General features: G+C 71.6%; 22 protein-coding genes. 14 read left to right on the forward strand and 8 right to left on the reverse strand.

Translation table 11 applies throughout. The annotated features are described in order from the left end of the window. Positions 1–312 precede the first annotated feature (312 nt). Both ACZ501_RS11000 and ACZ501_RS11005 read left to right on the forward strand, forming a co-directional pair. Positions 313–1,110 carry a maleylpyruvate isomerase family mycothiol-dependent enzyme gene (locus ACZ501_RS11000; RefSeq protein ID WP_361609938.1) on the forward strand — a complete coding sequence of 266 codons (798 nt, stop codon included), beginning with the start codon at positions 313–315 and terminating at the stop codon, positions 1,108–1,110. A 421-nt stretch (positions 1,111–1,531) separates the two neighbouring features. After that, on the forward strand, positions 1,532–2,269 hold the full coding sequence (locus ACZ501_RS11005) for a nucleoside/nucleotide kinase family protein (protein ID WP_361609937.1): 738 nt from the start codon (positions 1,532–1,534) through the stop codon (positions 2,267–2,269). Positions 2,270–2,419: 150 nt separating this feature from the next. Here ACZ501_RS11005 and ACZ501_RS11010 read toward each other — a convergent pair whose 3' ends face one another. Then, positions 2,420–3,448, reverse strand: a complete 1,029-nt coding sequence (locus ACZ501_RS11010; RefSeq protein ID WP_361609936.1) for an ArsR/SmtB family transcription factor — start codon at positions 3,446–3,448, stop codon at positions 2,420–2,422. 103 nt (positions 3,449–3,551) lie between these two features. Here ACZ501_RS11010 and ACZ501_RS11015 point away from each other — a divergent pair, with 103 nt between their 5' ends. The 3 genes from ACZ501_RS11015 to ACZ501_RS11025 all read left to right on the forward strand — a co-directional run bounded on the left by ACZ501_RS11015 (position 3,552) and on the right by ACZ501_RS11025 (position 6,479). Beyond that, the gene (locus ACZ501_RS11015) at positions 3,552–4,814 is read left to right on the forward strand and encodes an MFS transporter (RefSeq protein ID WP_468794183.1); all 1,263 of its coding nucleotides are present in this window, start codon (positions 3,552–3,554) and stop codon (positions 4,812–4,814) included. A 198-nt stretch (positions 4,815–5,012) separates the two neighbouring features. Continuing rightward, the gene (locus ACZ501_RS11020) at positions 5,013–5,648 is read left to right on the forward strand and encodes a pyridoxamine 5'-phosphate oxidase family protein (protein ID WP_468794186.1); all 636 of its coding nucleotides are present in this window, start codon (positions 5,013–5,015) and stop codon (positions 5,646–5,648) included. A 132-nt stretch (positions 5,649–5,780) separates the two neighbouring features. After that, positions 5,781–6,479: a hypothetical protein gene (locus tag ACZ501_RS11025; protein ID WP_468794189.1), complete on the forward strand. Its 699-nt coding sequence runs from the start codon at positions 5,781–5,783 to the stop codon at positions 6,477–6,479. Between the two features lie 15 nt (positions 6,480–6,494). On the opposite strand, the gene ACZ501_RS11030 is transcribed toward ACZ501_RS11025, so the two are convergent. After that, positions 6,495–7,193: a hypothetical protein gene (locus tag ACZ501_RS11030; protein WP_468794192.1), complete on the reverse strand. Its 699-nt coding sequence runs from the start codon at positions 7,191–7,193 to the stop codon at positions 6,495–6,497. 427 nt (positions 7,194–7,620) lie between these two features. On the opposite strand from ACZ501_RS11030, the gene ACZ501_RS11035 reads away from it, so the two are divergent. Further along, positions 7,621–9,579: an APC family permease gene (locus tag ACZ501_RS11035; protein WP_468795466.1), complete on the forward strand. Its 1,959-nt coding sequence runs from the start codon at positions 7,621–7,623 to the stop codon at positions 9,577–9,579. Positions 9,580–9,626: 47 nt separating this feature from the next. On the opposite strand, the gene ACZ501_RS11040 is transcribed toward ACZ501_RS11035, so the two are convergent. Next, positions 9,627–10,694, reverse strand: coding sequence for a hypothetical protein (locus tag ACZ501_RS11040; protein ID WP_468794195.1), 1,068 nt, complete (start codon positions 10,692–10,694; stop codon positions 9,627–9,629). Positions 10,695–10,876: 182 nt separating this feature from the next. Between ACZ501_RS11040 and ACZ501_RS11045 the strand changes: the two genes are divergently transcribed. The 5 genes from ACZ501_RS11045 to ACZ501_RS11065 all read left to right on the forward strand — a co-directional run bounded on the left by ACZ501_RS11045 (position 10,877) and on the right by ACZ501_RS11065 (position 14,535). After that, complete coding sequence (locus ACZ501_RS11045; RefSeq protein WP_361603957.1) at positions 10,877–11,104, forward strand: hypothetical protein; 228 nt, start codon at positions 10,877–10,879, stop codon at positions 11,102–11,104. Positions 11,105–11,315: 211 nt separating this feature from the next. After that, positions 11,316–12,203, forward strand: a complete 888-nt coding sequence (locus ACZ501_RS11050) for an STAS domain-containing protein (RefSeq protein WP_361603960.1) — start codon at positions 11,316–11,318, stop codon at positions 12,201–12,203. Next, the gene (locus ACZ501_RS11055; protein WP_361603963.1) at positions 12,200–12,607 is read left to right on the forward strand and encodes an STAS domain-containing protein; all 408 of its coding nucleotides are present in this window, start codon (positions 12,200–12,202) and stop codon (positions 12,605–12,607) included. Before ACZ501_RS11050 ends, ACZ501_RS11055 begins: the two co-directional genes overlap by 4 nt. Beyond that, positions 12,591–13,064, forward strand: a complete 474-nt coding sequence (locus ACZ501_RS11060) for an ATP-binding protein (RefSeq protein ID WP_468794198.1) — start codon at positions 12,591–12,593, stop codon at positions 13,062–13,064. Before ACZ501_RS11055 ends, ACZ501_RS11060 begins: the two co-directional genes overlap by 17 nt. 133 nt (positions 13,065–13,197) lie before the next feature. Beyond that, positions 13,198–14,535, forward strand: a complete 1,338-nt coding sequence (locus ACZ501_RS11065) for a PP2C family protein-serine/threonine phosphatase (RefSeq protein ID WP_468794201.1) — start codon at positions 13,198–13,200, stop codon at positions 14,533–14,535. 18 nt (positions 14,536–14,553) lie between these two features. Here ACZ501_RS11065 and ACZ501_RS11070 read toward each other — a convergent pair whose 3' ends face one another. Further along, positions 14,554–15,039 (reverse strand): MarR family winged helix-turn-helix transcriptional regulator, encoded by a 486-nt coding sequence (locus ACZ501_RS11070; protein ID WP_468794204.1) that lies wholly within the window; start codon positions 15,037–15,039, stop codon positions 14,554–14,556. 556 nt (positions 15,040–15,595) lie between these two features. Here ACZ501_RS11070 and ACZ501_RS11075 point away from each other — a divergent pair. From ACZ501_RS11075 to ACZ501_RS11085, 3 genes are all read left to right on the forward strand, one after another. Then, positions 15,596–16,606: a SpoIIE family protein phosphatase gene (locus ACZ501_RS11075; RefSeq protein WP_361603972.1), complete on the forward strand. Its 1,011-nt coding sequence runs from the start codon at positions 15,596–15,598 to the stop codon at positions 16,604–16,606. Further along, entirely contained in the window at positions 16,603–17,874 is a 1,272-nt protein-coding gene (locus ACZ501_RS11080) for a PP2C family protein-serine/threonine phosphatase (protein ID WP_468794207.1), read from the forward strand. The genes ACZ501_RS11075 and ACZ501_RS11080 overlap by 4 nt, the downstream gene beginning before the upstream one ends. A 97-nt stretch (positions 17,875–17,971) precedes the next feature. Then, positions 17,972–18,475, forward strand: coding sequence for a MarR family winged helix-turn-helix transcriptional regulator (locus tag ACZ501_RS11085; RefSeq protein ID WP_361603978.1), 504 nt, complete (start codon positions 17,972–17,974; stop codon positions 18,473–18,475). 36 nt (positions 18,476–18,511) lie between these two features. Here ACZ501_RS11085 and ACZ501_RS11090 read toward each other — a convergent pair whose 3' ends face one another. The 4 genes from ACZ501_RS11090 to ACZ501_RS11105 all read right to left on the reverse strand — a co-directional run bounded on the left by ACZ501_RS11090 (position 18,512) and on the right by ACZ501_RS11105 (position 22,479). Next, the gene (locus ACZ501_RS11090) at positions 18,512–19,684 is read right to left on the reverse strand and encodes a PP2C family protein-serine/threonine phosphatase (protein WP_468794210.1); all 1,173 of its coding nucleotides are present in this window, start codon (positions 19,682–19,684) and stop codon (positions 18,512–18,514) included. Between the two features lie 79 nt (positions 19,685–19,763). Continuing rightward, positions 19,764–20,198 (reverse strand): ATP-binding protein, encoded by a 435-nt coding sequence (locus ACZ501_RS11095; protein ID WP_361603984.1) that lies wholly within the window; start codon positions 20,196–20,198, stop codon positions 19,764–19,766. A 297-nt stretch (positions 20,199–20,495) separates the two neighbouring features. Continuing rightward, a complete protein-coding gene (locus ACZ501_RS11100; RefSeq protein ID WP_468794213.1) occupies positions 20,496–21,266 on the reverse strand; it encodes an alpha-ketoglutarate-dependent dioxygenase AlkB family protein in 771 nt (256 codons plus the stop codon). Further along, positions 21,250–22,479: a hypothetical protein gene (locus ACZ501_RS11105; RefSeq protein WP_468794216.1), complete on the reverse strand. Its 1,230-nt coding sequence runs from the start codon at positions 22,477–22,479 to the stop codon at positions 21,250–21,252. Before ACZ501_RS11105 ends, ACZ501_RS11100 begins: the two co-directional genes overlap by 17 nt. Positions 22,480–22,494 lie beyond the last annotated feature (15 nt).

A 22,494-nucleotide genomic window follows, 5' to 3' on the forward strand; every position in this document is an offset into this window, starting at 1 on the left:
GAGCAATCGGGCATGCTGCCCACCTACGCGACAATCGTGAGGAAGAGCCCTTAGCGGGAACGCCTTCGGTGAGGCTCGTCGCGCGTGGCTGGCGCCGGTGTCCTCCAGGGGCCATCGGGTCAGTGACGGCCGCGGCGGCGGCCAGCAGGACGCTGCTCGGGCCGTTGTGGTGATCCTCGGTCGCATCGTCGCCATGCTCGCGCTGCGCGACGCCCGCGCGGTGCGGAGCAGGACCGCAAGTCGGCGTCCGCCAGGGCGAACTGCTGTAAAAATCGCTGTTCGATCACCGGAGCACGGTGATAGACATCCGGCGTGGAAATAAATCTTGAGTTCCCTGAGCTGCTGCGACTGATCGATGAACGGTCGACCGCCTTCCGCACCGCGGTCGCCGCCGCGCCCAGTCTCGACGCACAGGTGCCGACCTGCCCCGGGTGGACGCTGTTCGACCTGGTGAAGCACCTGGGTGGGGGAGACCGTTTCTGGGCGGCCATCGTCGGCGCGGGGCCTGCCGACGCTCCCCCGGCCGAGGCCGCCGCTGCGCGCGCCGCTCTGGAACTGCCGCGGGAGCGTGAGGCGCTGGTGGCCTGGCTGGCCGCGTCGACGCAGCTTCTGCTGAGCGCCCTGCGCGAGGCAGGACCGGACACCGGCTGTTGGGCGTGGTGGAGTGGCCTGCAGACGCCGCGGACCTCCGGCGGAGTCGCCCAGCACCGGGTCCAGGAGAGCGCGGTGCACACCTACGACGCCCAGCTCGCCGCGGGCGCCCCGCAGCCGCTGCCGGCCGAGGTCGCACTCGACGGTGTCGAGGAGTTCCTGTTCACCTGCGTCGCGTCACCCAGCGCCTGGCCGCACAAGCCCACGGCCTTCGACTTCCACGCCGCCGAGGGCCGCTCGTGGCGCCTCACGGTCGACGGCGACGGCGCACGCTCCACCCGCATCCCCGCGCCCACTGCCGCGACCGGCGAGGACTCGGACGCAGCCGGCGCCTCCGTCCATGGCACGGCCAGCGAGTTGGTCCTCTACCTGTACGACCGCATCCCGGTGAATTCCTTGCACGTGGACGGAGACGCAGGGCTGCTCGACCTGCTCCGCGCCTGGGAGCCGGAGCACTAGGACGCAGCGGGGGCGGTTGGCCGCGCCTCGACGTCAGTCGCGGCACGGGGCTGAAACCCGCGAGGCGGCCTCGGGGTGTCACCCAGCCAACCGTCTACCTGATCAGAGCTCGGCAGCCGGGCAACCGGTCCGGATCCCGCCTGGCGTGGCTCGCGGACCAGGCCGCGCAACCGGTCGTACAACTCGGACAGCAGTCCCGAGATGCGCCAACGCCGGGCGAAGGCGTAGTGCGCACCCGGACCCGACATCACCCGACCGAGCCGCCACACTCGAACCCACGATCACCAAGATCGGTACGACCGCGCCTTCTTCAGTCCGGCAAAGACAACCACGGTCATCACGGCCAGGACGAGATCCCTCTCAACCGCAGCGGTGCCGTCCAATCAGCTTGCTGACGCCTGCACATTGTAGGATCCGCAGGGTGCCAGAACTGATCAGGACCCGTGCGACCCAGCCTGACGATCGCTCGGGCCAGCCCACCCGCCACCAGGTCATCGGCCGGATCGCAGAGCACCTTACGACCCGGGACCCCGGGCATCCGCTTCGGGTCGCGGTGGACGGTATCACCGCCGCAGGCAAGACGACCCTGGCTCGTGCGCTGGCATCTGCGGTCGCCAGTCGCGGCCGACCTGCGATTCACCTGTCCATGGACGGGTTCCACCACCCGCGCGCCCACCGCCATCGGCAGGGCCGCGACTCAGCAGTCGGCTACTACCAGGACGCCTACGACTTTCCCGCGTTCGCACGGACAGTACTCACACCGATGGGCCCCGGCGGCGACCGCCGCTACCGCAGTCGCGTCATCGACCTGGCCAGCGACCAGCAGATCGACGAACCCCCAGTCACCGCGCCGGCCGAAGCGGTGCTGATCGTGGACGGCAGCTTCCTCCAGCGCAGCGAACTGGCCCACCTGTGGGACGAGGTCGTGTTCGCCGACACCAGCTTCCCCGTCGCCCGCCGGCGCGGCACTACGCGGGACGCCGCGCTCTTCGGAGGACTTGAACGGGCCGAGAATGCCTTCGACAACCGCTACCACGCAGCCTGCCGGCAGTACCTTGCCGAGGCCGACCCGGTCACGCGAGCAAGCATCGTCATCGGCAACGACGACGTCGACCACCCTGAACTACGCCGCATCGGCGACCTCCGACGGCCCCAGTGACCTGCGCGGCCGTCCAGCCAACTGATCCTCGAACCGATGTCCCGTGCTCGGAGAGACAACGGCTTCTGAGGCCAACATCCAGGGTTGAGCCAGATCGCCTGCGGGAGGTTTCGTCAGGCCGTGGCGAAGACCGGTCGTGGCCGGCCGGCTTCATCCCGCCAGGTCGGCGGTCGGGCCGTCGGCCGTGAGGTGCCCTCGGTCGGGGGCGGTGAGGCGGTCGGCCAGGGGGGTGCGGCGGTAGAGGACCTGGCGGCCGTGGCGGGTGCGGGTGGCGAGGCCGGCGTCGTGCAGGACGGCGAGGTGTTGGGAGACGGCGCTGGGTGTGACCCGGAGGCGGCGGGCGAGTTCGACGGTGGCCAGGGGCTCCGCGAGGAGGGTGAGCAGGCGGGCCCGCGGGGCGCCGAGAAGGCGTACGAGGGCCGATTCGGGCGTCGGGGCGGGTGCGGGGGCCCACAGGGTGGCCACTGCGCGGCTCGGGTAGAGCAGTGAGGGCGGTTCCTCGGGGCTGACCGGGGGCGCCGGCTTGTGGGCGAAGACGCTGGGGATGAGCAGGAGGCCGTGGCCCGACGCCGGCACGTGATGGGTGCTGAGCATCCTGTCGACGTGCAGGACGCCCTCGTGCCAGCGCAGGCTGGGGTGCATGTCGGCGAAGAGCAGGCGGGCGCCGCCCATCGCCAGCCGGCGGGCACGGTAGGTCATGTCGGCTTCCACCACGAGGCGGATCTGCGGCCACAGGGGTTCGACCGCCCGCTGCCAGTAGGCGTGGAGCAGGGCGCAGAGGGTGTCGCGGAGGGCGGCGACGGGTTCGTCGCCGGGTGCCTCGGCGGCCCGCAGGGGCGGGGGCAGGGGGCTCGGCGCGTGGGTGGCGAGCAGGTCCCTGCGGACCACTGCGGGTGGGGTGGCGCGGACGGTGGCGAGTTCGTCCTCGAAGGAGGGCTCGAAGCTCGCGGGCCGGGGCGTCAGGAAGTCCGGCAGCGTCAGCCGGGCCGCGACCACGGAGAGCAGCAGGTCCGTGTCCAGTCCGCCGAGTGCGCCGCGTACGGAGCGGCGCCAGGGGAGGTGCACGGCGCTGAGGCCGGGGTCGTGCAGGACGCGCAGGCTCAGGACGGTCTCGCCGAGGGGCGAGACCGCGAACCGGGTGTTCGCGAGGTCCTCCACGCCGAGTTCGAAGCTGATCATTAAGCCGTACGCTACATCGATTGGCGGGGTGGGGGCGAGGGCGTGGACTGGTCGGCATGAGCTGCCCGGGATTGCGTTCGAGTGTGCTGCCGCGGGAGGGACCGTGAGTCGCCGGCTGGTGTTGTTGCTCGCCCTGACCTGCGCCGTGGCCGTGGGCAACCTGTACTTCCCGCAGGCCGTCGGGCCACTGATCGCCGACGGGCTGCAGGTCCGGCCGGAGGCGGCCACGTGGGTGGTGACGGCCACGCAGATCGGCTACACCTGCGGCATGGTGCTGCTGGCGCCGCTCGGGGACCGGATCCGGCACCGCTCGCTGCTGGTGGTGCTGCTCGGGCTCACGGGCGTGGCGCTGCTGGGGGCCGGCTGTGCGCCGTCGCTGCCGCCGCTGGTGGCGGCCAGTGCGCTGGTGGGGTTGACCACGGTGGCCGCGCAGGTCATCGGGCCGCTGGCGGCCGGGTTGACGGCACCGGACCGCCGGGGGGCGGTGTTGGGCACGCTGCTGAGCGGCTCGACCGCGGGCATGCTGCTGGCCCGTACGTTCAGCGGGACGCTCGGGGAGTGGCTGGGCTGGCGGGCGCCCTATCTGGTGGCGGCGGTCGTGGCCCTGGTCCTGGCGGTGGTGATGGCGTACGCGGTGCCGGTGACCGTGCCGTCGGAGTCCGCGGGGCGCGGTGCGTACGGGACGTTCCTCGCCGAACCGTTCCGGCTGCTGCGCGCGGAGCCGGAGTTGCGGCGTTCCTGCCTGTACCAGGCGACCGTGTTCGGGGGGTTCTCGGCCGTGTGGACCAGTGTGGCACTGCTGCTGACCGGGCCGGCCTACCGGCTGGGGGCGGAGGCCGTCGGGTTGCTCGCCCTGGTGGGCGCGGTGACGGTGGTGTGCACGCCGATCGCGGGGCGGTTGGTGGACCGGTACGGTCCCGGGCCGGTGAACCTCGTGACGCTGGCGGCGGTGCCGGTCGCGGCGGCCGTGCTGGCGGTGGGGGCGCGGGGCGGTGGGGTGGGGCTGGGCGCGCTGACCGCGGGCACCCTGCTGTTGGACGTCGCCATGCAGTCCGGCACGGTCGCGAACCAGTCCCGGGTGTACGCGTTGCGGCCGGACGCCCGGAGCCGGTTGAACACGGCGTACATGACGTGCGCGTACCTGGGCGGGACGCTGGGGTCCTGGCTGGGGGTGCGGGCGTACACCGGGTTCGGGTGGGGGGCCGTGTGCGTCCTGGTCGGGGTGGCCGCGGCGGGTGCCCTGGCCTGCCACGTACGGGCGGTACGGACGCGGCGGGGTAGCGGGCCCGAGGCCCCGTACCGACGCATGCATCGTCTGGACCGGCGCCCCAACACCACCGACGGGGCCCCACGCTGTCGCTCATGACGCCGGAGACACGCGCGCGAGCGGTGGCGCCCCGTCCGCGCGAGCCCGGTGGGCGCGGCGTGGTGCCGTCCGGCGCGCTTCCGGTCGATCGGGCCCGGGGCCAGGGCAGGAACGACCGACCCCGAGCCCGATGGGTGATCATGAGATAGTCGCACCCGGGCCGGGCCGTCGGCCTCTTGACCGACCAGGGGGAAACACATGACGGAGCCGGAGCAGACCGTGGAGATGACCTCGGAGGCCGAACTGCGCGAACTCCTCGGCCCGGTGGCGCCCGCGGCTGCGAAGAAGGAGCGGCAGTCCCTGCACGAGCACCACCGGCAGTGGATCGCCCGCTCCCCGCTCTGCCTGATCGGTACCTCCGCCGCCGACGGCAGCTGCGACGTCTCCCCGAAGGGCGACCCGCCCGGCTTCGTCAAGGTCCTCGACGACACCACCCTCGTGATCCCCGACCGTCCCGGCAACCGCCGCGCGGACAGCTACCGCAACATCCTCGCCAACCCGCGGGTCGGACTGCTCTTCCTGGTCCCCGGCCGCGGCGACACCCTCCGCGTCAACGGCCGCGCCCGGCTGCTGCGCGACGCCCCGTTCTTCGACGGGATGACGGTCAAGGGCCACCGGCCCGCGATCGCCCTGCTCGTGGAGACCGAGCAGATCTATTTCCACTGCTCCCGCGCGTTCCTGCGCTCCGGCCTGTGGCAGACGCACACCTGGGACCCCGACGCGGCGCCTTCCCGGGCGAGCATCTCCAAGAGCCTGGAGAAGCCCGAGAAGTCGCTGGAGGAGCTGGAGCGCTACTACGGCCCCCAGTACGGCCAGAACGACCTGTACGCCTGAGTCTCCGTGTGCCCGGCGGTGTCGGGTGGCCGCCGAGGTGGGATGCCGCTCTGCTCCCCCCGGGGCGGCCGACCGACGGTGCCCGCGTAAGGTCTGGGGTCGGACGCAAGAGCTGGGAGCTGTGGGGTGGGTATGCGGATTCATCGTCCGGGACGGCCGGAGGACCTGCCGGAGGCGTCCGTGTTGTGGGCGCGCTGGACGGCGTTCGCCGTGGCGTTGTGGGACGCCCGGGAGGAGAAGGAGCGCTTCCGGCACGGGTACTGGGTCGACCACGGCGACGGTGGCAGCCGTCTGCGCTACGACGACGGCGCGTGCAGCCGATGGGCGATGGTCCGGGCCGACGGTGGCCGGGCCGTTCTCTTCGGGCGGGACGATTCCGGTTCGACCGGGCGGTACGAGCCGCCGATCGACCTCCTCGCCGGGGCTCCCGACTGGGTGCGCCATGAGCTCCGGAACGACCTTCCGGAGCAGGGCAGGGTCGAGTGCGTCTACTGGTTCGAGGGCGGTTCCTGGCACCGCGCGCCGTACCCCGCTGACCTCGACGACGACGGACTCGACTGCGGCGTCGGCCATCTGACCTCGCGTGCCCACGCCGTCGACGCGCTGTGTGCGCGGTTCGAGTTCGACGACGACTGCGAGGGCGCCGCGCAAGCGTGCGAGCGGTTCATCGAGCACGCGGAGCGGGGCACGGTCACCGACGCGGTCGTTCGCTCCTTCGCCGACGAGGTCTTCCGCATCCAGAGCCAGTACGAACTGCTCTGGCCCAGGACCCCCGCCCCCAGGCAGGAGGCGGACCTCGCCGCGATGACAGCCCTGGCCCGGCAGGCCTGACGGGCCGCAGAAGGGTCAGAAGGAGCGGTGACCGAGGAGTTGGACCAGTCCGACCGGGAGGAACGCGGGCCGGTGGGGCTGTCCGACCTGGTACGGCACGAAGCCCAGCGAGGCCGCGACCTCGACCTCGTCGGCCGTCTCCGCCTGGAAGACGAGCCGGCAGTGTCCTGATTCCGTCTTCGCGCGCTGCCAGAGAACGGGAGCCGGTTTGCGCTCCGCCTCGGTGCGGGGGGTGAGGATCCGGCCACCGAAGTCCTCCCAGGCGAAGGGCACGGAGCCCTTCCACTGGGCGTCGACTTCCTTCCTCAGCCTGGCGGCCCGCTCGGCGTCGGTCGTGCCCCAGGAGGGCGGCACGTTGGTGATCAGGCCGATCGTGATGTGGCGCTCGCGCAGGGCGCGCAGGTAGGAGGCCGCTCCGGACCGGTAGGCAATGCTGCCGTCCTCGGCGGTGTGCACGAGGGTCTCGCCCAGGTCGAAGTACACGACGGGGCAGCCGCGCTCGCCGGCCCGGCGCGCGGCGGAGTCCCTGCCCGCGACCCCGCTCGCGTTCCCGGGCGCCGCCGCACTCACGGTGGTGCAGAGCACAATCGACGCCAGGGCCGCACCGAGCACGAGGCCCGCCCGGCCCGGCCCCCTGGAGGCTGATCTGTTCATGGTGTCGTAGCCCTTCTCCTCGTACACCACGAGGATGCACGAATGACCGGTCCATGCCATATGGGTGCGGCAGAGTTTTTCACACGGGAGTCCGGCGAAGCGGCGGCGTTCCTGGAACGCACGCCCTCGGCGGCCCGCGCGCGTTAGGGATGCGTTAAGGGTTTCCCGCGCCGGGATCCGGTCGCGCGCCCTGCGGTGTCCTTCGGGCGCCGGGCGGGCGGGACGGGCGGGGAGGGCCGGCTCCGGGCTGGACCCGCCCCGGGACGGGCTGTTGCCGTCCGGCGGCGTAACAGGGGTGCCCAGTGACGGGCGGGGCAGACGGGGCAGGAAGCGGTACGGGAGTCCGCCCCGGGGTGAAGGCCCTGGCTCGGGCGGCCCCATACTCGGTGATCGTCGCACGGCCCCGGGCCCGGCGGCCGTCACGCACGCATGCCACGTAGGCCAGGAAGGGTTGATGGGGGACATGAACGAAACGAGCCGGCTGGTGATGCCGGAGGTGGTGGACAGCCCTGCCGCCGCGAAACAGCCGTCCGGCGGTCTGGCGCGGTGGATGCTGCGCCACCGGGTCCAGCCGGTGGGGCCGGCGGCCGGTGAAGGCCACACCGAGCCGCAGGCGTGGTGGAAGGTGATGTGCCTGACGGGCGTGGACTACTTCTCCAGCCTGGCCTACGTGCCCGCGATCGCCGCACTCGCCGCCGGGGCGGTCTCCCCCCTGGCGACCCTGCTGCTCGTGGCGCTGACCCTGCTGGGGATGCTGCCGATGTACCGGCGGGTCGCGAAGGAGAGCCCCAACGGAGCCGGATCGGTGGCGATGCTGGAGGACCTGCTGCCGTTCTGGTGGGGCAAGCTGTTCGTGCTGGTCCTGCTCGGCTTCGTGGCGACCTCGTGGATCATCACGATCACACTGTCCACGGCCGACGCATCCGTGCACGTGGTGGAGAACCCCTTCTTCCCCGCCGCGCTGCACGGTCACGAGGTCGCCCTGACGGTGGTGCTGCTGCTCGTACTGGGCGGGGTGTTCCTGCTCGGGTTCAGTGAAGCCGTCAGCGTGGCCATTCCGCTGGTCGCGGTCTTCCTGGCGCTGAACGCCGTCGTCATCGGCGTCGGCCTGGTCCACGTCTTCACCACCCCCGGCGCCTGGTCGCAGTGGACGGACGCCCTGTTCGACGGCGGAGGGGGCTTCGGGCAGCTGATGGGGCCCGCGCTCCTGGCCTTCCCCCTTCTCGTGCTGGGCCTGTCGGGCTTCGAAACCGGCGTGAGCATGATGCCCCTCGTCGCCGCCGACGGCGAAGACCCCGAACAGCGGCTTCGCGCGCGGGTCCGCAACGCCCGCCGCCTGCTGACCACCGCCGCCCTCGTGATGAGCGTCTACCTGCTCTCGGCCAGCTTCGTCACCACCCTCCTCATCCCCCACGAGGCGTTCGAACCCGGAGGCGCGGCCAACGGCCGGGCCCTGGCGTGGCTCGCCCACGAACACGTCGGAGAGGCGTTCGGCACCGTCTACGACATCAGCACCATCCTCATCCTCTGGTTCGCCGGGGCCTCCGCCATGGCCGGGCTCGTCAACATCGTCCCGCGCTACCTTCCCGACTACGGCATGGCCCCCGAATGGGGACGCGCCGTACGCCCCGTCGTGATCGTCTACACCGCCCTGTGCATCCTCATCACGATCGCCTTCAACGCCGACGTCGACAAGCAGGCCGGCGCCTACGCCACCGGCATCCTGGCGATGATGGTCTCCGGTGCGTTCGCCGTCACCGTCTCCGTCGCCCGCCGACGCCGGCGCGCCACCACCGTCGGCTTCGGGCTGCTCACCGCGGTCCTGCTCTACGCCCTGGTCGCCAACATCGTCGACAAGCCCGACGGCATCGCCATCTCCGCCTTCTTCATCGCCGGGATCATCGTCGTCTCACTGGTCTCCCGCGTCTCACGCACCACCGAACTGCGCGCCGACCGCATCGTCTTCGACGAGAACGCACGCCGCTTCATCGACGACACCCTGGCCCACGACGGGGCCATCAACATCATCGCCAACCGCCGCCAGGGCGGCGACCATGCCGAGTACAGCGCCAAGGAGCGCGAACAGCGCGGCGTCAATCCGGTACCCGGGCAGGCGGACGTCCTCTTCCTCGAGATCGACGTCGTCGACCCCTCCGACTTCAGTGACACCCTCACGGTCCGCGGCGTCGAAGTGGACGGCTACCGGATCCTGCGCGCCGACGCCCCGGCCGCCCCGAACGCCATCGCCGCCATCCTGCTGGCCCTGCGCGACGTCACCAAGGTCCAGCCGCACTGCTACTTCGCCTGGGCCGAGGGCAGCCCGCTGGTCCACATGGTCCGCTACTTCCTCCTCGGCCGCGGCGACACCGCCCCGGTCACCCGCGAGATCATCCGCAGCAACGAACCCGACCCCGAGCGCCGGCCCGGCATCCACGTCGGCGGCTGACCCGCCGTACGCCACGGACCCGCCGTACGGCGGGTCCGTGAACCGGCTCAGCCCGTGGAACGGGAGTGCAGAGCCGCCAGTCCGCGGGCGTGGTCGAAGGCGGCGGCGACATCGGAGTGGTCGTCCCAGGGGGCCGCGCCGCACCACCCGCCGATGAGCCGGAACTGCTCCAGGGCCTGGGGGAAGCGGCCCGTCTTCACGAGTGCGGCGGCGTACAGGTGCCGTACGGAGGGCAGCAGTCGGTCGTCCGGAGCAGCCTGTGCCAGGTCCTCCTGCACGCGGGCGAGCACGGACGCGGTGGCCCAGGTGCGGTAGGCCCCCTCGCCCTCCTGGCGGGCGGCTTCGTACACGGCGTGGAGGTGGATCCCGGTCAGCAGGCTGCCGGGCGGGGCGGACTCGGCCGCCGCCCTGGCGAACTGGAACATCAGCCCCTGGGAGCCGCACCACTTCTGGCACCAGTACTGGAGGGCGTGCCAGTGGGCGTCGTAGTGGTGCGGTGCGCGGCTGACGACCTCGCCCCACAGCCGTCGGAACTCGTCGTGCGGGAGCCCCAGTCCCCGCGCGGCGGCGATCATGGTGATCCACGGCGACGGGTCGCGCGGTGCCAGCCGTGCCGCTTCTCCGGCGGCGTGCATGGCGGTCGGGAGGAGCTCGGCGAAGCTCGCGACCTGCTCGTCGGAGGTGTGCCTGATGTCCTTTTCGCCGCGGGCTTCCCAGGCGCGCAGCAGGATGGAGTGGGCGTGGACGACGACGGCGTCCGCGTCCTGGGGGCGCGTCGCGCGCCAGATGCGCAGCCAGCGCTCGTCCTCGACGCAGACGTCCGCGAACACCTGGACGAGCCGCCAGCGCTCGGCCCAGTCCTGCGACTCCGAGGCCGCCGCGAGCATCGCTGCGGCCGGCGCCCATGCGCCGTCGAAGGCGGACTCGACGGCCTGGCGCAGCGCGGGCTCGTCCCGGGGCGGCCCCGAGTGGCGGGTGTCGAGCTGTTCGCGGGGGACGAGGCCGTAGGCGGCGGCGTCGAAGCGCCCGGCCTTCCGGTTGCGCCGGGCGTTGCGCGCGGTACTGACGAGCGCCCAGAGGAGGACGGCGAGACCGATGACACTGACGAGGTTCATGAGCACGATGTGTCATCGTGCCTGATCACGGTCACGGTAAGCGAACGTTCAGGCCAACGGCCGGACTCGTTTTGGCCGTCCCCCCGTCGGGCCGCCGCCCCCGGCGACTGCATCCTTCGGCCTACCGGGGTTTCAGTCCTGCGGTGGACGATCTCGCGGTGGCGTCGCGAGAGGGTTGATCCGTGCGAACAACCATCGGATACACCGTCGAGAGCATCGGCTACGTCGTAGGGGCCCAGGGGCTCGTCAGCTTCGCTTCGCAGACCTTCTTCGGTACGGAGTGGGGCTGGTTGCACAAGGTCGTCGACCTTCCGTCCGCCGCTTACCTCGGCGTCGTCGTCGTGGGGCTGGCGCTCGTCGTCGTCGGGGTGAGGACGCGGAAGGCGTCCGAGCGCGAGGGGGTCGCCTGACGAGTGACGCCCCGGCAGGCTGCGCCGCAACGCGGCAGCCGAGCCGCCTTCCGCATCGGACTTCGTCTTCGGCCGGTTCCGCCCGTAATGACTTGTTCGACCTTTCCCCGCGGGGCTCGCTGTGCGTATATTTGCCGTGGAGCAACTATTGCCGTTCATCAACTCTTGGTGCCGACGGGGGCGCTCGGGCAGCCAGTGAAGGGAGACTCGCGTGGTCAGCAGTGCGGCCGTTACGGCCGATGTCCGACGCCTCGTGGTGGAGTCGCTGAAGGGGCGGGCCGACGACATAGCTGACCGCTGGGTCCTGCACCAGACGGAGCAGGCCCCCATGGATCCCGCGAACAACGAGCGCGACCTGTGTGACGAGGCGGACGCTCTGGCCTCCGCGCTCCTGGGCGGCCTGGACAGCGCCCTGCCCGTGGAGCAGGTGGTGGCCGAGCACCGCGAACTGCGCGAGGCGGTCCGGGACCTGTCGCTGCGCCGGGCGCGGGCCGGGGCGGCGCCGACGGCGACGTCGATGTCGGTCCTGGCTCTCAAGGAGGTCCTGCTCGGGATCGTCCGGGAGAGCATCGACGACGCCCACGCGCTGCTCGCCGCGGCGCTGCTGATCAACCGGCTCCTCGACGCGGCCGGCGCGCTGTCCTTCGCCACCTACGTGGAAGGCCGCGAGGAGATCATCGGGCGGCAGAGCCGGCAGCTGCTGGAGGTCTCGACGCCCGTCGTCCGGCTGTGGCGGCAGGTCGTCGCGGTGCCGCTGATCGGCACCCTGGACACCGCGCGCACCCAGGTGGTGATGGAGAACCTGCTCCAGGCCATCCAGGACGAGGACGCCCAGGTCGCGATCATCGACATCACCGGGGTCCCGACCGTCGACACGGCTGTTGCCCAGCACCTGATGCAGACCGTGCGGGCGGTGCGCCTGATGGGTGCGGACTGCGTCATCAGCGGGATCCGTCCCTCCATCGCCCAGACGATCGCACAGTTGGGCATCGACCTGTTCGACATCCTCACCCGGGCCACGCTCGCCGAGGCCCTGTCCGAAGCCATGAAGATCACCGGCGGTTCCGCGCCGGCGCCCCGCGCTCCGGTCATCCGGTGACGGCGCCCTCCTCGGCCGTGCCGATCCTGCGCCTGGGCGACGTGCTGGTCACCGGACTGCTCGACGAGCTGGACGACACGTCGGCCGTCGCCTTCGCGCGGGAGCTCACCGAGCGGATCTCCGCCGATCAGGCACGGGGTGTCCTCATCGACATCTCCCGCCTGGAGATCATCGACTCGTTCGTGGCACGGAACCTGATGGAGGTCACGAGCATGGCCCGCTTGCTGGGAGCCCGGGTGATCGTCGCGGGGATGCGCCCCCCGGTGGCCATCACCCTCGTGGAGCTGGGGCTCGAACTGACGGGCGTGGAAACCGCGTTGCACGCCGAACAGGGCATGGCCGCGCTGGGCTGGACCCGGACACCGCCGCCCCGGGAAGGGGCGCCCCATGAGGCCACTGGCTGACGGCAGGCGCACCACGGACGGCGGCCGTCCGGACGCCCCGCAGCCGGCCGTCCGCGACGGCGGACCCGTCCTGATCCCGTTGACCACGGAGGACGACCTGCTCATGGTCCGGCACGCCGTCCGTTCCGCATCGGTGGCGGCCGGCTTCTCCATCATCGACCAGACCCGCGTGGTCACCGCGGCCAGCGAACTGGCGCGCAACGCCTACGTCCACGGCGGCGGCGGGAGCCTGCGGATCGACTCCGCGCGGGAAGAAGGACGCACCGGGCTGCGCCTGACGGTCAGCGACCACGGACCGGGCATCCCCGATCTGGCGGCCGCCCTGACCGACGGCTACAGCACCGGGGCGGGCCTGGGCCACGGGCTGGGCGGAGCCCGCCGCCTGATGGACGAGTTCGAGGTGCGCACGGAGCCGGGCGCCGGTACGACGATCACCACCACACGGTGGCGGCGTTGACCGCCCGCGGGGTGTCATCGGCGCCGCCTCCGGGTGCGGGAAGAGCGGTGCAGGACGCGCCGCGCGCCGCGGGGCAGCCCGCCCCGGGCGTCCGGCTTCCCCCGCACCGGCCCCTGCGGAGCCCGCCCGGGGGGTGTCCGTACAGGAGCGCCGGCACGGCGGCGGCGGTAGCGGCTCGGACTACACGGCCATGAGCCGGCTGTTCTGGGCTCTGGCCCCGCTGCGCCAAGAGGTGCGCGACCTGGCCGCGGTCTACCGGCTGCCCGCCGACCTGCGGGGGCGTCTCGTCCTGTCCGTCACCGACATGGCCGCCCCCGAATTCGAGGCCGGGCATCCCGTCACGCTGACCGCCGTCCGCGACGCGTCGGGCACCGGCGCCCACTTGGCCGTGACCCTGACCGCTCCCCGGACAGGATGTCCCTTGCAGGCCGGCGGGCTCGCACTGACGGCACTGGCCGCGTCCGCCACCTCGGTGACCTGGAACATCACCCTGCCGGCTGCGGCAGCAGCGCTCCCCGGCGCAACACTGCGCGCCGACCGACCCGCGCCCGGCCCCGGCTCACCGGCCGACCACACGAGAGCGGCTGACGAGGAACTGCGTGCCGCCCTCGCCCTCGCGGACCGGCTCGCGGCCGAACGCCGGCGGCTCAAGCACGAACTGGCGGAGACCAACGCCGGGGTCCTGGCCCTGTACGTCCACCTGGAAGAGCGGGAGGAAGAGGCCGGCCAGGCGCACGGACGGGTACTGCGGGAACTGGAGGACGCGTTGCGCCCCGAACCGCCGGAGGTCGAGGGGCTGGAACTGGCCGTGCACTTCGCCCCTGCCGATCCCGGCGCCCCGACAGGCGGCGACCTGTACGACTGGTTCACCATGCCGGACGGCACGGTGCACATCACCGTCGTCGACGCCCTGGGCCACGGCGTGCGCGGCATCCGGACCGCCATCACCGTCACCCACGCGGTACGCACTCTGGCCCTGGAGGGGCATTCGCTGGACTCCGTCCTCGCCCGCAGCCACCACCTCCTCATGTCCTTCGATGCCGATCTGATGGCGTCGGTGCTCCTGGCCCGGCTGGACGTCGTCACGGGTGAGCTCCAGATCGCCAACGGCGGGCACCCCGCGCCGGTTCTGGTGCGTGCGAGCGGAACCGCCCGGTACCTCCCGGCACGGGGAAGGGGCATCGGACACCCCGGCTCGGGCAGTGGGGAAGTACGCAGGGAACGCCTGACCCCCGGTGACCTGCTCCTGCTGTACACCGACGGACTCGTCGAATGCCGCGAGGATACGGTCGAAGGTGGGCGCCGCCTCATCACGTCGGCCCGGACGCACGCCGACCGCCCCCTGCGCGAAGTCCCCGCCGCCATCGCCGCCGACATGCACTCCGTCGTCCGGCACGCGGAGGACACCCTCGCCCTGGCCGTCCGGATCACACCCCGCGTACCGCCGACGGCGCCGCCTCAACCTGCGTGACGGGTACGGCCGAGGGCGTCATCGTCCAGGGGCGCGGTCGGGCGGAGCACTGTCCGGGGGGTGCGAGGCGCGGGTGAATGCGCGCAGACCGGCCAGGAGGGCGTCCCGTTCCTCGTCCGGCATGTGCTGCAGAACATCGCGCAGGTCTTCCGCGCGCCGTTCGGACAGGGACAGGAGGGCGTTCGCCCCGTCCTTGGTCAGGGAGAGGCCGATCTCGCGGCGGTCGGCGGCGGCGCGGTCGCGGCGCAGGAAGCCTGCGGCCTCGAGCCGGTCGCACAGTCTGCTCGCCGCCGGAACCGATGCGCCGACCATCTCCGCCAGCCGGGAGAGATTGGCTCCCGGCACACGCCGTACGGCCACCAGGGCCCGGACCTGCAGGGCCGATAGGCGGGGTGCGGAGTTCTGGCCCGCGCGGTTCCAGCAGTCCACCAACGCCTCGGCGGCGTCCACGACCTCACGGGACGCCTCGTCCAGAGGATCGTGGGACGGTTGCGCGCGGTCCATTGTGGCGGTCGCCTCCATGAGCAGGTGCAATGCCCGCAGAAGCCGCGGGCAAGCGCCACCGCCTCCGCGCGGGGTCTCCCGCGTCTGCCCTCCCTGACGAGAGTATGCCTCCTGGGGCGGCCGTATCCCGCTCGTATGCGACGACACCACGAGCAACCCCTGTCCCGGCGGCGAGGAGCGCCTCCGGGCCGGGAAGGTGGGGAGCAGCCGCGCGCCGGGCCGCCGGCCGGCCTTCATATCGCCCCGGCCCACCAGGATTTCAAGGCCGGGCAGCGTGCGGACGGTGACCGGCGGATGCGGGTCCGGCTTCCCTTCGGCGGGCCGCCGTGCTTATAGTTGCCACAAGGCAACAGTTACCGTCCGGCAAACATCGGGGCTTGCCGACAACCCCCGGTCCCCTGACCGCTCCGCCCGGCCAACTCGACGACAGGGCCGCCGCGGTCTGCGCCGAGGCACTCACCGAGCGCTCGCATGCGATGCCCGCCCTTCGATGCGGCCCGCCGCCGTGCGGACGGGGCATCGACCAGACCAGTGAACACGACAGGTGGACGCACTGATGGCCAGCTCCCCCGCGCCGGCGACCCGCCGGGTACGGATCGATCACCACAGCGCCGTGCACGACGCCGCCGAAACCGCCCGGGCCCTCGCACGGGAATGCGGGTTGCCCGGTGCCATGCCGGATCAGGCGGCGGTCCTCGCCTCCGAGCTCGCCGGAAACCTCGACAAGCACGCCGTCGACGGCAGCCTCTACCTCCAGCCGCTGCCGCTGGGCGGCGGCCTGGAGATCCTGGCCGCGGACCGCGGGCCGGGCATGGCCGAACTCGAACGCTGCCTCACCGACGGCTACACCACCAAGGGCACCCTCGGCGCGGGCCTCGGCGCCGTCCGCCGCATCGCCACGGACCTCGCCATCAGCACGCGGGCCGGCACCGGAACCCTGATCTGCGCCCGGCTCACGCTGCCCCACGCACGCGAGGCGGCCCGGGAGGCGGTCGGACTCCTCAGCCTGCCCGCGGCGAACGAGGACCGGTGCGGGGACGCCGCCGCGGTCACCGACCTCCCCGGCCCGCGCACCGCTGCCGTGGTGGACGGCCTCGGGCACGGCCCCGACGCGGCCGAGGCCGCACAGGCGGCGGTGCGGGCCTTCCGCACCCACGCCGCACACCCGCTCACGGAGATCATGACCGCCCTGCACCGGACCCTGCGCCACACCCGCGGCGCCGCCGTCGGCCTGCTGCGGCTCAGCGCCGGAGAGGCCGAGTACTGCGGCGTCGGAAACGTCCGGGCCGTGGCCCTCGGCCCGGACGAGGTCCACCACCGGCTGACGGGCCAGCCCGGTACGGTCGGCTGGCGGATGCCGGCACCCCGGACGCACGGCTTCCCCCTCGCCGGCGCTGCCACTGTCGTACTCCACAGCGACGGCATCGACCTCCGCTGGGCCCACACCCCGCCGCCCCATCTCCTGCGTCTGCCGGCCCCGCTGCTCGCCGCCGCACTCGTACACGGCTACCACCGCACCCGTGACGACGCCACGGTGGTCGCGGCCCAGCCCCGCAGCCCACGATGACGAACGGTGAGACCTTCCGCGATGTGACGGCCCTGCGCCGGGCCGTACGCGCTCTCGCCCACCACCACCGGCTGCCCGCCGAGGTGCGCGGCCGTCTGGTCCTGGCCGTCACGGAGCTGGCCACGGAGCAGTTCGAGGCCGGACATCACGTCGAGCTCACCGCCGCCTGCGACGGCGCCTCCGGACAGGACGGCGCCCAGCTCGTCGTCACACTGACCGCCCCCCGCGCAGCCATGGCCCTGCCCTGCGACGGCTTGGCGCTGCCCGCCCCCACCACCACGGCGAACTCCGCCACCTGGCGGACCGCCCTCACGCACTCCCCCGGCCGGTTCCCCCCGCCCCGGCAGCAGATTGCCCCCGCGCCGTGGGCCGACGCCCGCGCCGACGCAGACGCCCAGGCCGACGCCGAGGAGGAGATGCGCGCCGCACTCGCCCTCGCGGACTCGCTCGCGGCCGACCACCGGCTCCTCAAGCACGAACTGGCCGAGACCAACGCCGGCGTCCTCGCCCTCTACGTACAGCTCGAAGAGCAGGAAGAGCAGCTGCGCAGCGCCCACGGCCGGGTGCTGCGCGAGCTCGAGGACGCACTGCGCCCCCCACCACCGCAGGTCGACGGCCTCGAACTCGCCGTCCACTACGCACCCGCCGACCCGGCCGCCCCCACCGGCGGAGACCTGTACGACTGGTTCGTGCTGCCCGACGGGACCGTCCACGTCACCGTCGTCGACGCGCTGGGCCACGGCGTCACCAGCACCCGCAGCGCCATCACCGTCACCCACGCCGTGCGGGCGCTGGCACTGGAGGGACACTCCCTGCAGTCGCTCCTGGGCCGCACGCACGACCTCCTGAAGCCCATCGACGCGGACCTGATGGCCACCGTGCTCCTGGGCCGGCTCGACCCGGCCACCGGAGAACTGCAACTGGCCAACGGCAGTCATCCGCCCGCCCTCCTCCTGCGGGCCGACGGCACGGCGCACTACCTGGAGGTGAAGGGCAGAGGCATCGGCTTCCCCTCTCCGGGCAGTGACACGGTCCTGACCGTCCCCATCGCACCGGGAGACCTGCTGCTGCTGTACACCGACGGGCTCACCGAGAGCCGCCGGGACATGATCGAAGGCGAGCGCAGGCTGGTCCAGGCGCTGCGCGACCACGCCCACCTGCCGGTGGCCGAGATTCCCGCCGCCATCGCAGCCGACATGCACACCATCGTGTACCACGCCGACGACACCCTGGCCCTGGCCTTCAGAATGAGGGGACCGAACAGATGAGCCGGAGCGGCATCCCGTCGGGCAGCGGCCCGTGTGCCGCGGACGGGCACACGCGAGCGGGCTGGCAAACGCCCGCAGGGGTGACTAGATTAGTGCGATGCCGCACGCCTTCCCGTTGCCGTCCCCCCACCCTGAACAGGTGGCTCTCGAGGCGTCCGCTCTCCTGGAGATGCTGGACCTGCTCTGGGGCCGCGGTCAGGAAGCCATGACCGCTGTTCCGCCGTCCCAGCTGCGCGCGCTCACCGTGATCGACGAGCGGGAGGGCGTGAACCTGCGCGACCTCGGCGAAGTGCTCGGCTCGACGCCGCCGTCCGTCAGTCGGCTGTGTGACCGGCTGGAAGCCGCCGGCCTCATCCACCGCTCCCGCGCCACGTCCAACCGGCGGGAACTGGAAGTGCGGCTCAGCCGCGGGGGACGCGCCGTCCTCGCGTCCGTACGCGCCGCCCGGGCGGGCGAGCTCCAGGCAGTCCTCACCCGCATGTCGCCCGCGCAGCAGCGAGCCCTCTTCGAGGGCATGACCGCGTTCCACCGTGCCGCCCTGGAACACATGGGCGTCACCGAAGAGGCTCCCGCCGCAAGCGACATCTGCGACATCGCCTGACCGGCGGATGCCGCCCGGCGGCGGGGCCAGGGCCCCTCAGCCCGCGGCTGCGCGGCCGAACCAGTCCATGCACAGCACCAGGGCGTCGTCCTCCGCGTCCGCGCCACGGTGCACGGCCAGTTCCTGCAGGATGCCGCGCGGCACCGCAGCGGCAGGCAGCAGACGGGTGGCCTGGATGGCCCGGGCCAGCGCCCGCTCGCTGTACGCCTCTCCGCCCGCGGAAGCGGCCGCGTACACCCCGTCGCTGACGAAGACCAGCCGGTCGCCGGGTAGCGCGTCGAAATCCTGCATCACATAAGGGGTCTCCTCGAACATGCCCAGGGGGAGCTGTGCCTCCAGCTCCAGGCGCTCCACCGTCTTGTCCCGCAGCCTCCACAGCTGCGGAGAGCCGGCGTCCACGACGTGCCCGCGCCCCGTGGCCAGTTCGACGGACAGCAGGAGCGTGGAGACGTACTCCGCGCCCCGGTAACGGGCGTAGATGGCCTGGTCGGCCAGAGCAGCCTGATCTGCGATCCCGATGCCCGCCCGACGGGCGTTGCGGAGGGCGTTGATGGCGAGGTTCGTCAGCAGTGAGGCCTCGATCCCCTTGCCCATCCCGTTGGTGACGGTCAAGGTGAGGGTCTCCCCGGTGGTGGACCAGTCGAAGTTGTCGCCGTGGATGTCGTAAGCAGGCTCCAGCTGGGCGCCGATCGCGTACTCGGGACGGGCACAGGAACGAGCGGGCAGCATCTGCCACTGCATCTCCGCGGCCAGAGTGAGCCGGGAAGCCCGGCGCGCCTGGAGGTACAGGTCGGTGTCGCGCTCGGCCACGATGATCTCGTGTCCCAACAGCTCTGCCAGTTCCCTCAGTTCGTTGACGGCCTCTGACGTGCATCTGCGCTCGGGAAGGCGCACCGTCAAGATCCCCAACCGGTCGCCCCGTACCGTGACGGGCAGATGCAGATCGACGGCGCCGTTCTCGGCCGCGTCCTGGCGGTACGGCTCCTGACTGGCGAAGGCCCTGCCCTCGGGGGTGCTCTGGACCGGGAGCGGCTCCGCGGTGTGGGGCAGGGAGGTCACGGGCTGCAGACAGGTGAGACTGTAATCCGCCATGAGCAGCTCCACCGCGCTCGCCTCGAAGTGCTCGACCAGCGCGTCACGGAGCGTACGGAGGAGATCGTCCGGGGCTGCCGTGCGTACAGCGCGCTCCACGGCCAGGAAGTTCGTCATGGTGAAGCCATTCTGTCGAGACGTTACGGGTGAATCGAGAAGGTGCGCCACAACGCAGCGCCCACGCTCGAGGACGGAGCTACGCGTGTTCGATCGCCCTGGGCCCGGGCGCCGACGGAGCCGAACGGCGCGCCATGCGGGCGCGGACGGCCTTCCCGCCGCTCCCCTCACGGGTCACGGTGACCGCTTGAGCCAGGCGGTGCACCAACGACAGTCCGAACCCGCCCGCCTCACCGCTCACGTCAGGGGGGCGCATGAGCGGGAGACGGGAGCTGGCGTCGCGCACACAGACGTCGACATGACTTTCATCGGCCACCAGTTCGAAAGAGCACGCGTCGCCCGTGTGCCGCAGGGCGTTGGTGACCAGCTCGGAGACGACCAGCACGACCGCGTCGCCCACATCCTCCCCGACGGCCGGCTCCAGACCTCGCAGGAACCCGCGCGCGCGCCTGCGCGCCTCCGCGACGGCTCCCGGCCGGCGCGTCGAGAGGCGGACGACTTCCTTTGCCGGCACAACTGCTGTGCTGTTCTCCCAGCGATTCACGCGGCTCACCTCGGCTTCTGCTTTCGGTTGCGGTGGCTTTCCACCTCGAAGCAGTTGCCCGAAATAACAGGCATGTAACACCGCCTCTGCGGCGGCGAGGGGCCCGGGCGGAGCGGTGAAGGCGGTCGCCCTCTGGCGGCGTACGCGCAGAGGCTTCCGATTGTTCGAGCGGGCGGAGATGTGTTCGACGGGGTCCTCGCCGAGGGGCCAGCAGGCCGCATCCGCCGCTCGGGTCCCCCACAGCGGCGGACGGCAGGCGGCGCAAGGTCAGACGGGCGGCATCAGATCGCTCTCGCTGACGGTGTACGTCAGCGGCGGGTAGACGAAATCCGCTTCGTTGTTCTCACGTCGCCGAAGCTGGAAGAACTCGCGCCTCTGCTCGTCGTCGGCCGGCATCAGGCGCTCACCCTGCCGCAGGTACGGGTGTCCGTCGCGAAACCGGAGCAAGGTCTTTGCCGTTCGGAACGTGACACCCAGCCATGGGTTGTCCACCGCCTGGACCGGCGCATCCAATACGATCTTGTGCCTGAGCCGCCGATTCAAGGCGACGGAAAAAGCGACGATGCTGTTGTGGGCGAGAGGGATCTCGAACTTCTCACCGCCGGACTCCTTTGTTTCGAAAATCAGCTTCCTCGGCGGGCTCGCCCCGGGATGCCGATAGCAGGAGAAGACGGCTATGTACGATTCGCCGGCCAGATCGAGGGCCTGATCCGAATGACTGCCCATGGTGGTGTAAGCGTTCGTGTAGGTCTCGATGAGGGCGTTGTTGAAGCCGACCGGAAGCGCCGCACGTTCCCGGACCCGTTGCGCGAGCCGCTCGTGCACGGCTCGGAAACGCTGCGCCGGGCTGCTGTACCGGGTGGTCGTACGGACGAGGGGCACCCCGCCCGCCTCGTCGACGCGGGCAAGCACGGCGCCCCGCCGGCCTCGGCCCACGTCTTCCCAGCGTGCCGAGGCGTACAGCTCCGCGAAGAGGTCCTCCTCGGTCGACACCGTGGACGAGAGGATCTGATCCGAGATCCTAGATCCGGGGGGCAAGGTAGTCTCCCGTGTTCATGCTGAAAAGGAATTGATCGCCGTAGTCGATGAAGGACGAGGTCCTGTTCTCCTCGGCGTACAGCCCGCGCAGCTCGTCCATGCCGGTCGGTGTGGGTGGTTCCAGTTCGACCAGGCCTCCGGCCGCTTTGAGGAACGTGCGGCCGTTCTTGTGGACCGCTTCGGCTCGCGAACAGCGCACCACGTATCCCAGGCGGGTCGGGAGCAAAGCGGCGTCCAGTGCCGAGGGCCGGATTTCGTGGGTGTACAGGCGATTGGTGGACAACGGCATGAAGAAGACCGAGCCGGGATAAAGGGTCAGGGTGAACTGCGGGGGGAGCGCCACCGCAGCGCGTTCTCCGGCCGGCTCCTTGAGTCGAAAGTGGATCCTCGTCAGCCCGCTGACACCCTTCACGCCGCGGTCGAAGGCGTCTTCGGCCAGCGGCTGCAGGGTGTCGAGCCGGTCATAGAAGGTACAGAAGGCCATGACGCCGTTGACGGGCATGTCCTTGGTCTTGTCGGCATGGGCCGAAATCCTGGCCTTGGACTGCTTGCTCTCGGCCGTGGCAGGGGTGTTGTGGTAAATCTGGGCGAGGACGTGATTGAGCGGCGCCTGGTTCCGGAAAACGGCGGCGGCCTCGCGGTTCAGGTCCTCGACCATGAGCGTGTCGGTCGGGCCGAAGCTCTCGGTCGGACCCGAAAGGTTCGTGGAACACCGGAGCAGCCGGAAATGCAGTTCGTCACCGTCCCGCGTGACGGGCGTCAGATAGATTCCGCTGCGCCGGGCCGTTCCCGGCTTGGTGGATTCCGTCAGGGACTGGAACGCGTGCTCCGCACGGATCCGTCCGAAGTGATCGGCGCCGGGTCCGAAGAACCGGCGGTAGTACACGCCGACGCCGTGCACCCGAAGGGGAACCCGGCCGGCGTCGACGAACGTCCACGGTCCGTCTGCGTCCTCGCGGTAACCGTGTGACAGCTCCCGGATGACGAACACACGGGCAGCCGAACGCAGGTGGCGGCTGCCGATCCCGGACACGTCGCCACACAGGTAGACGGTCTTCTGCGCGAGGTCGGGCGAACCGGAGACCAGGTCTTCCGGCGTGATCGTGGAGCCGAAGAAATCCCTGACCGCGTCATCGTCGTGCAAGACCGGAGGCGCGACCAGGATGTTGCCGGCATCCTCGAGGCAGGCTTCAGCCATCTCTGTGGTGTACATCGACCCTGTCGTTCG

The organism is Streptomyces sp. NPDC034085, assembly GCF_055575555.1.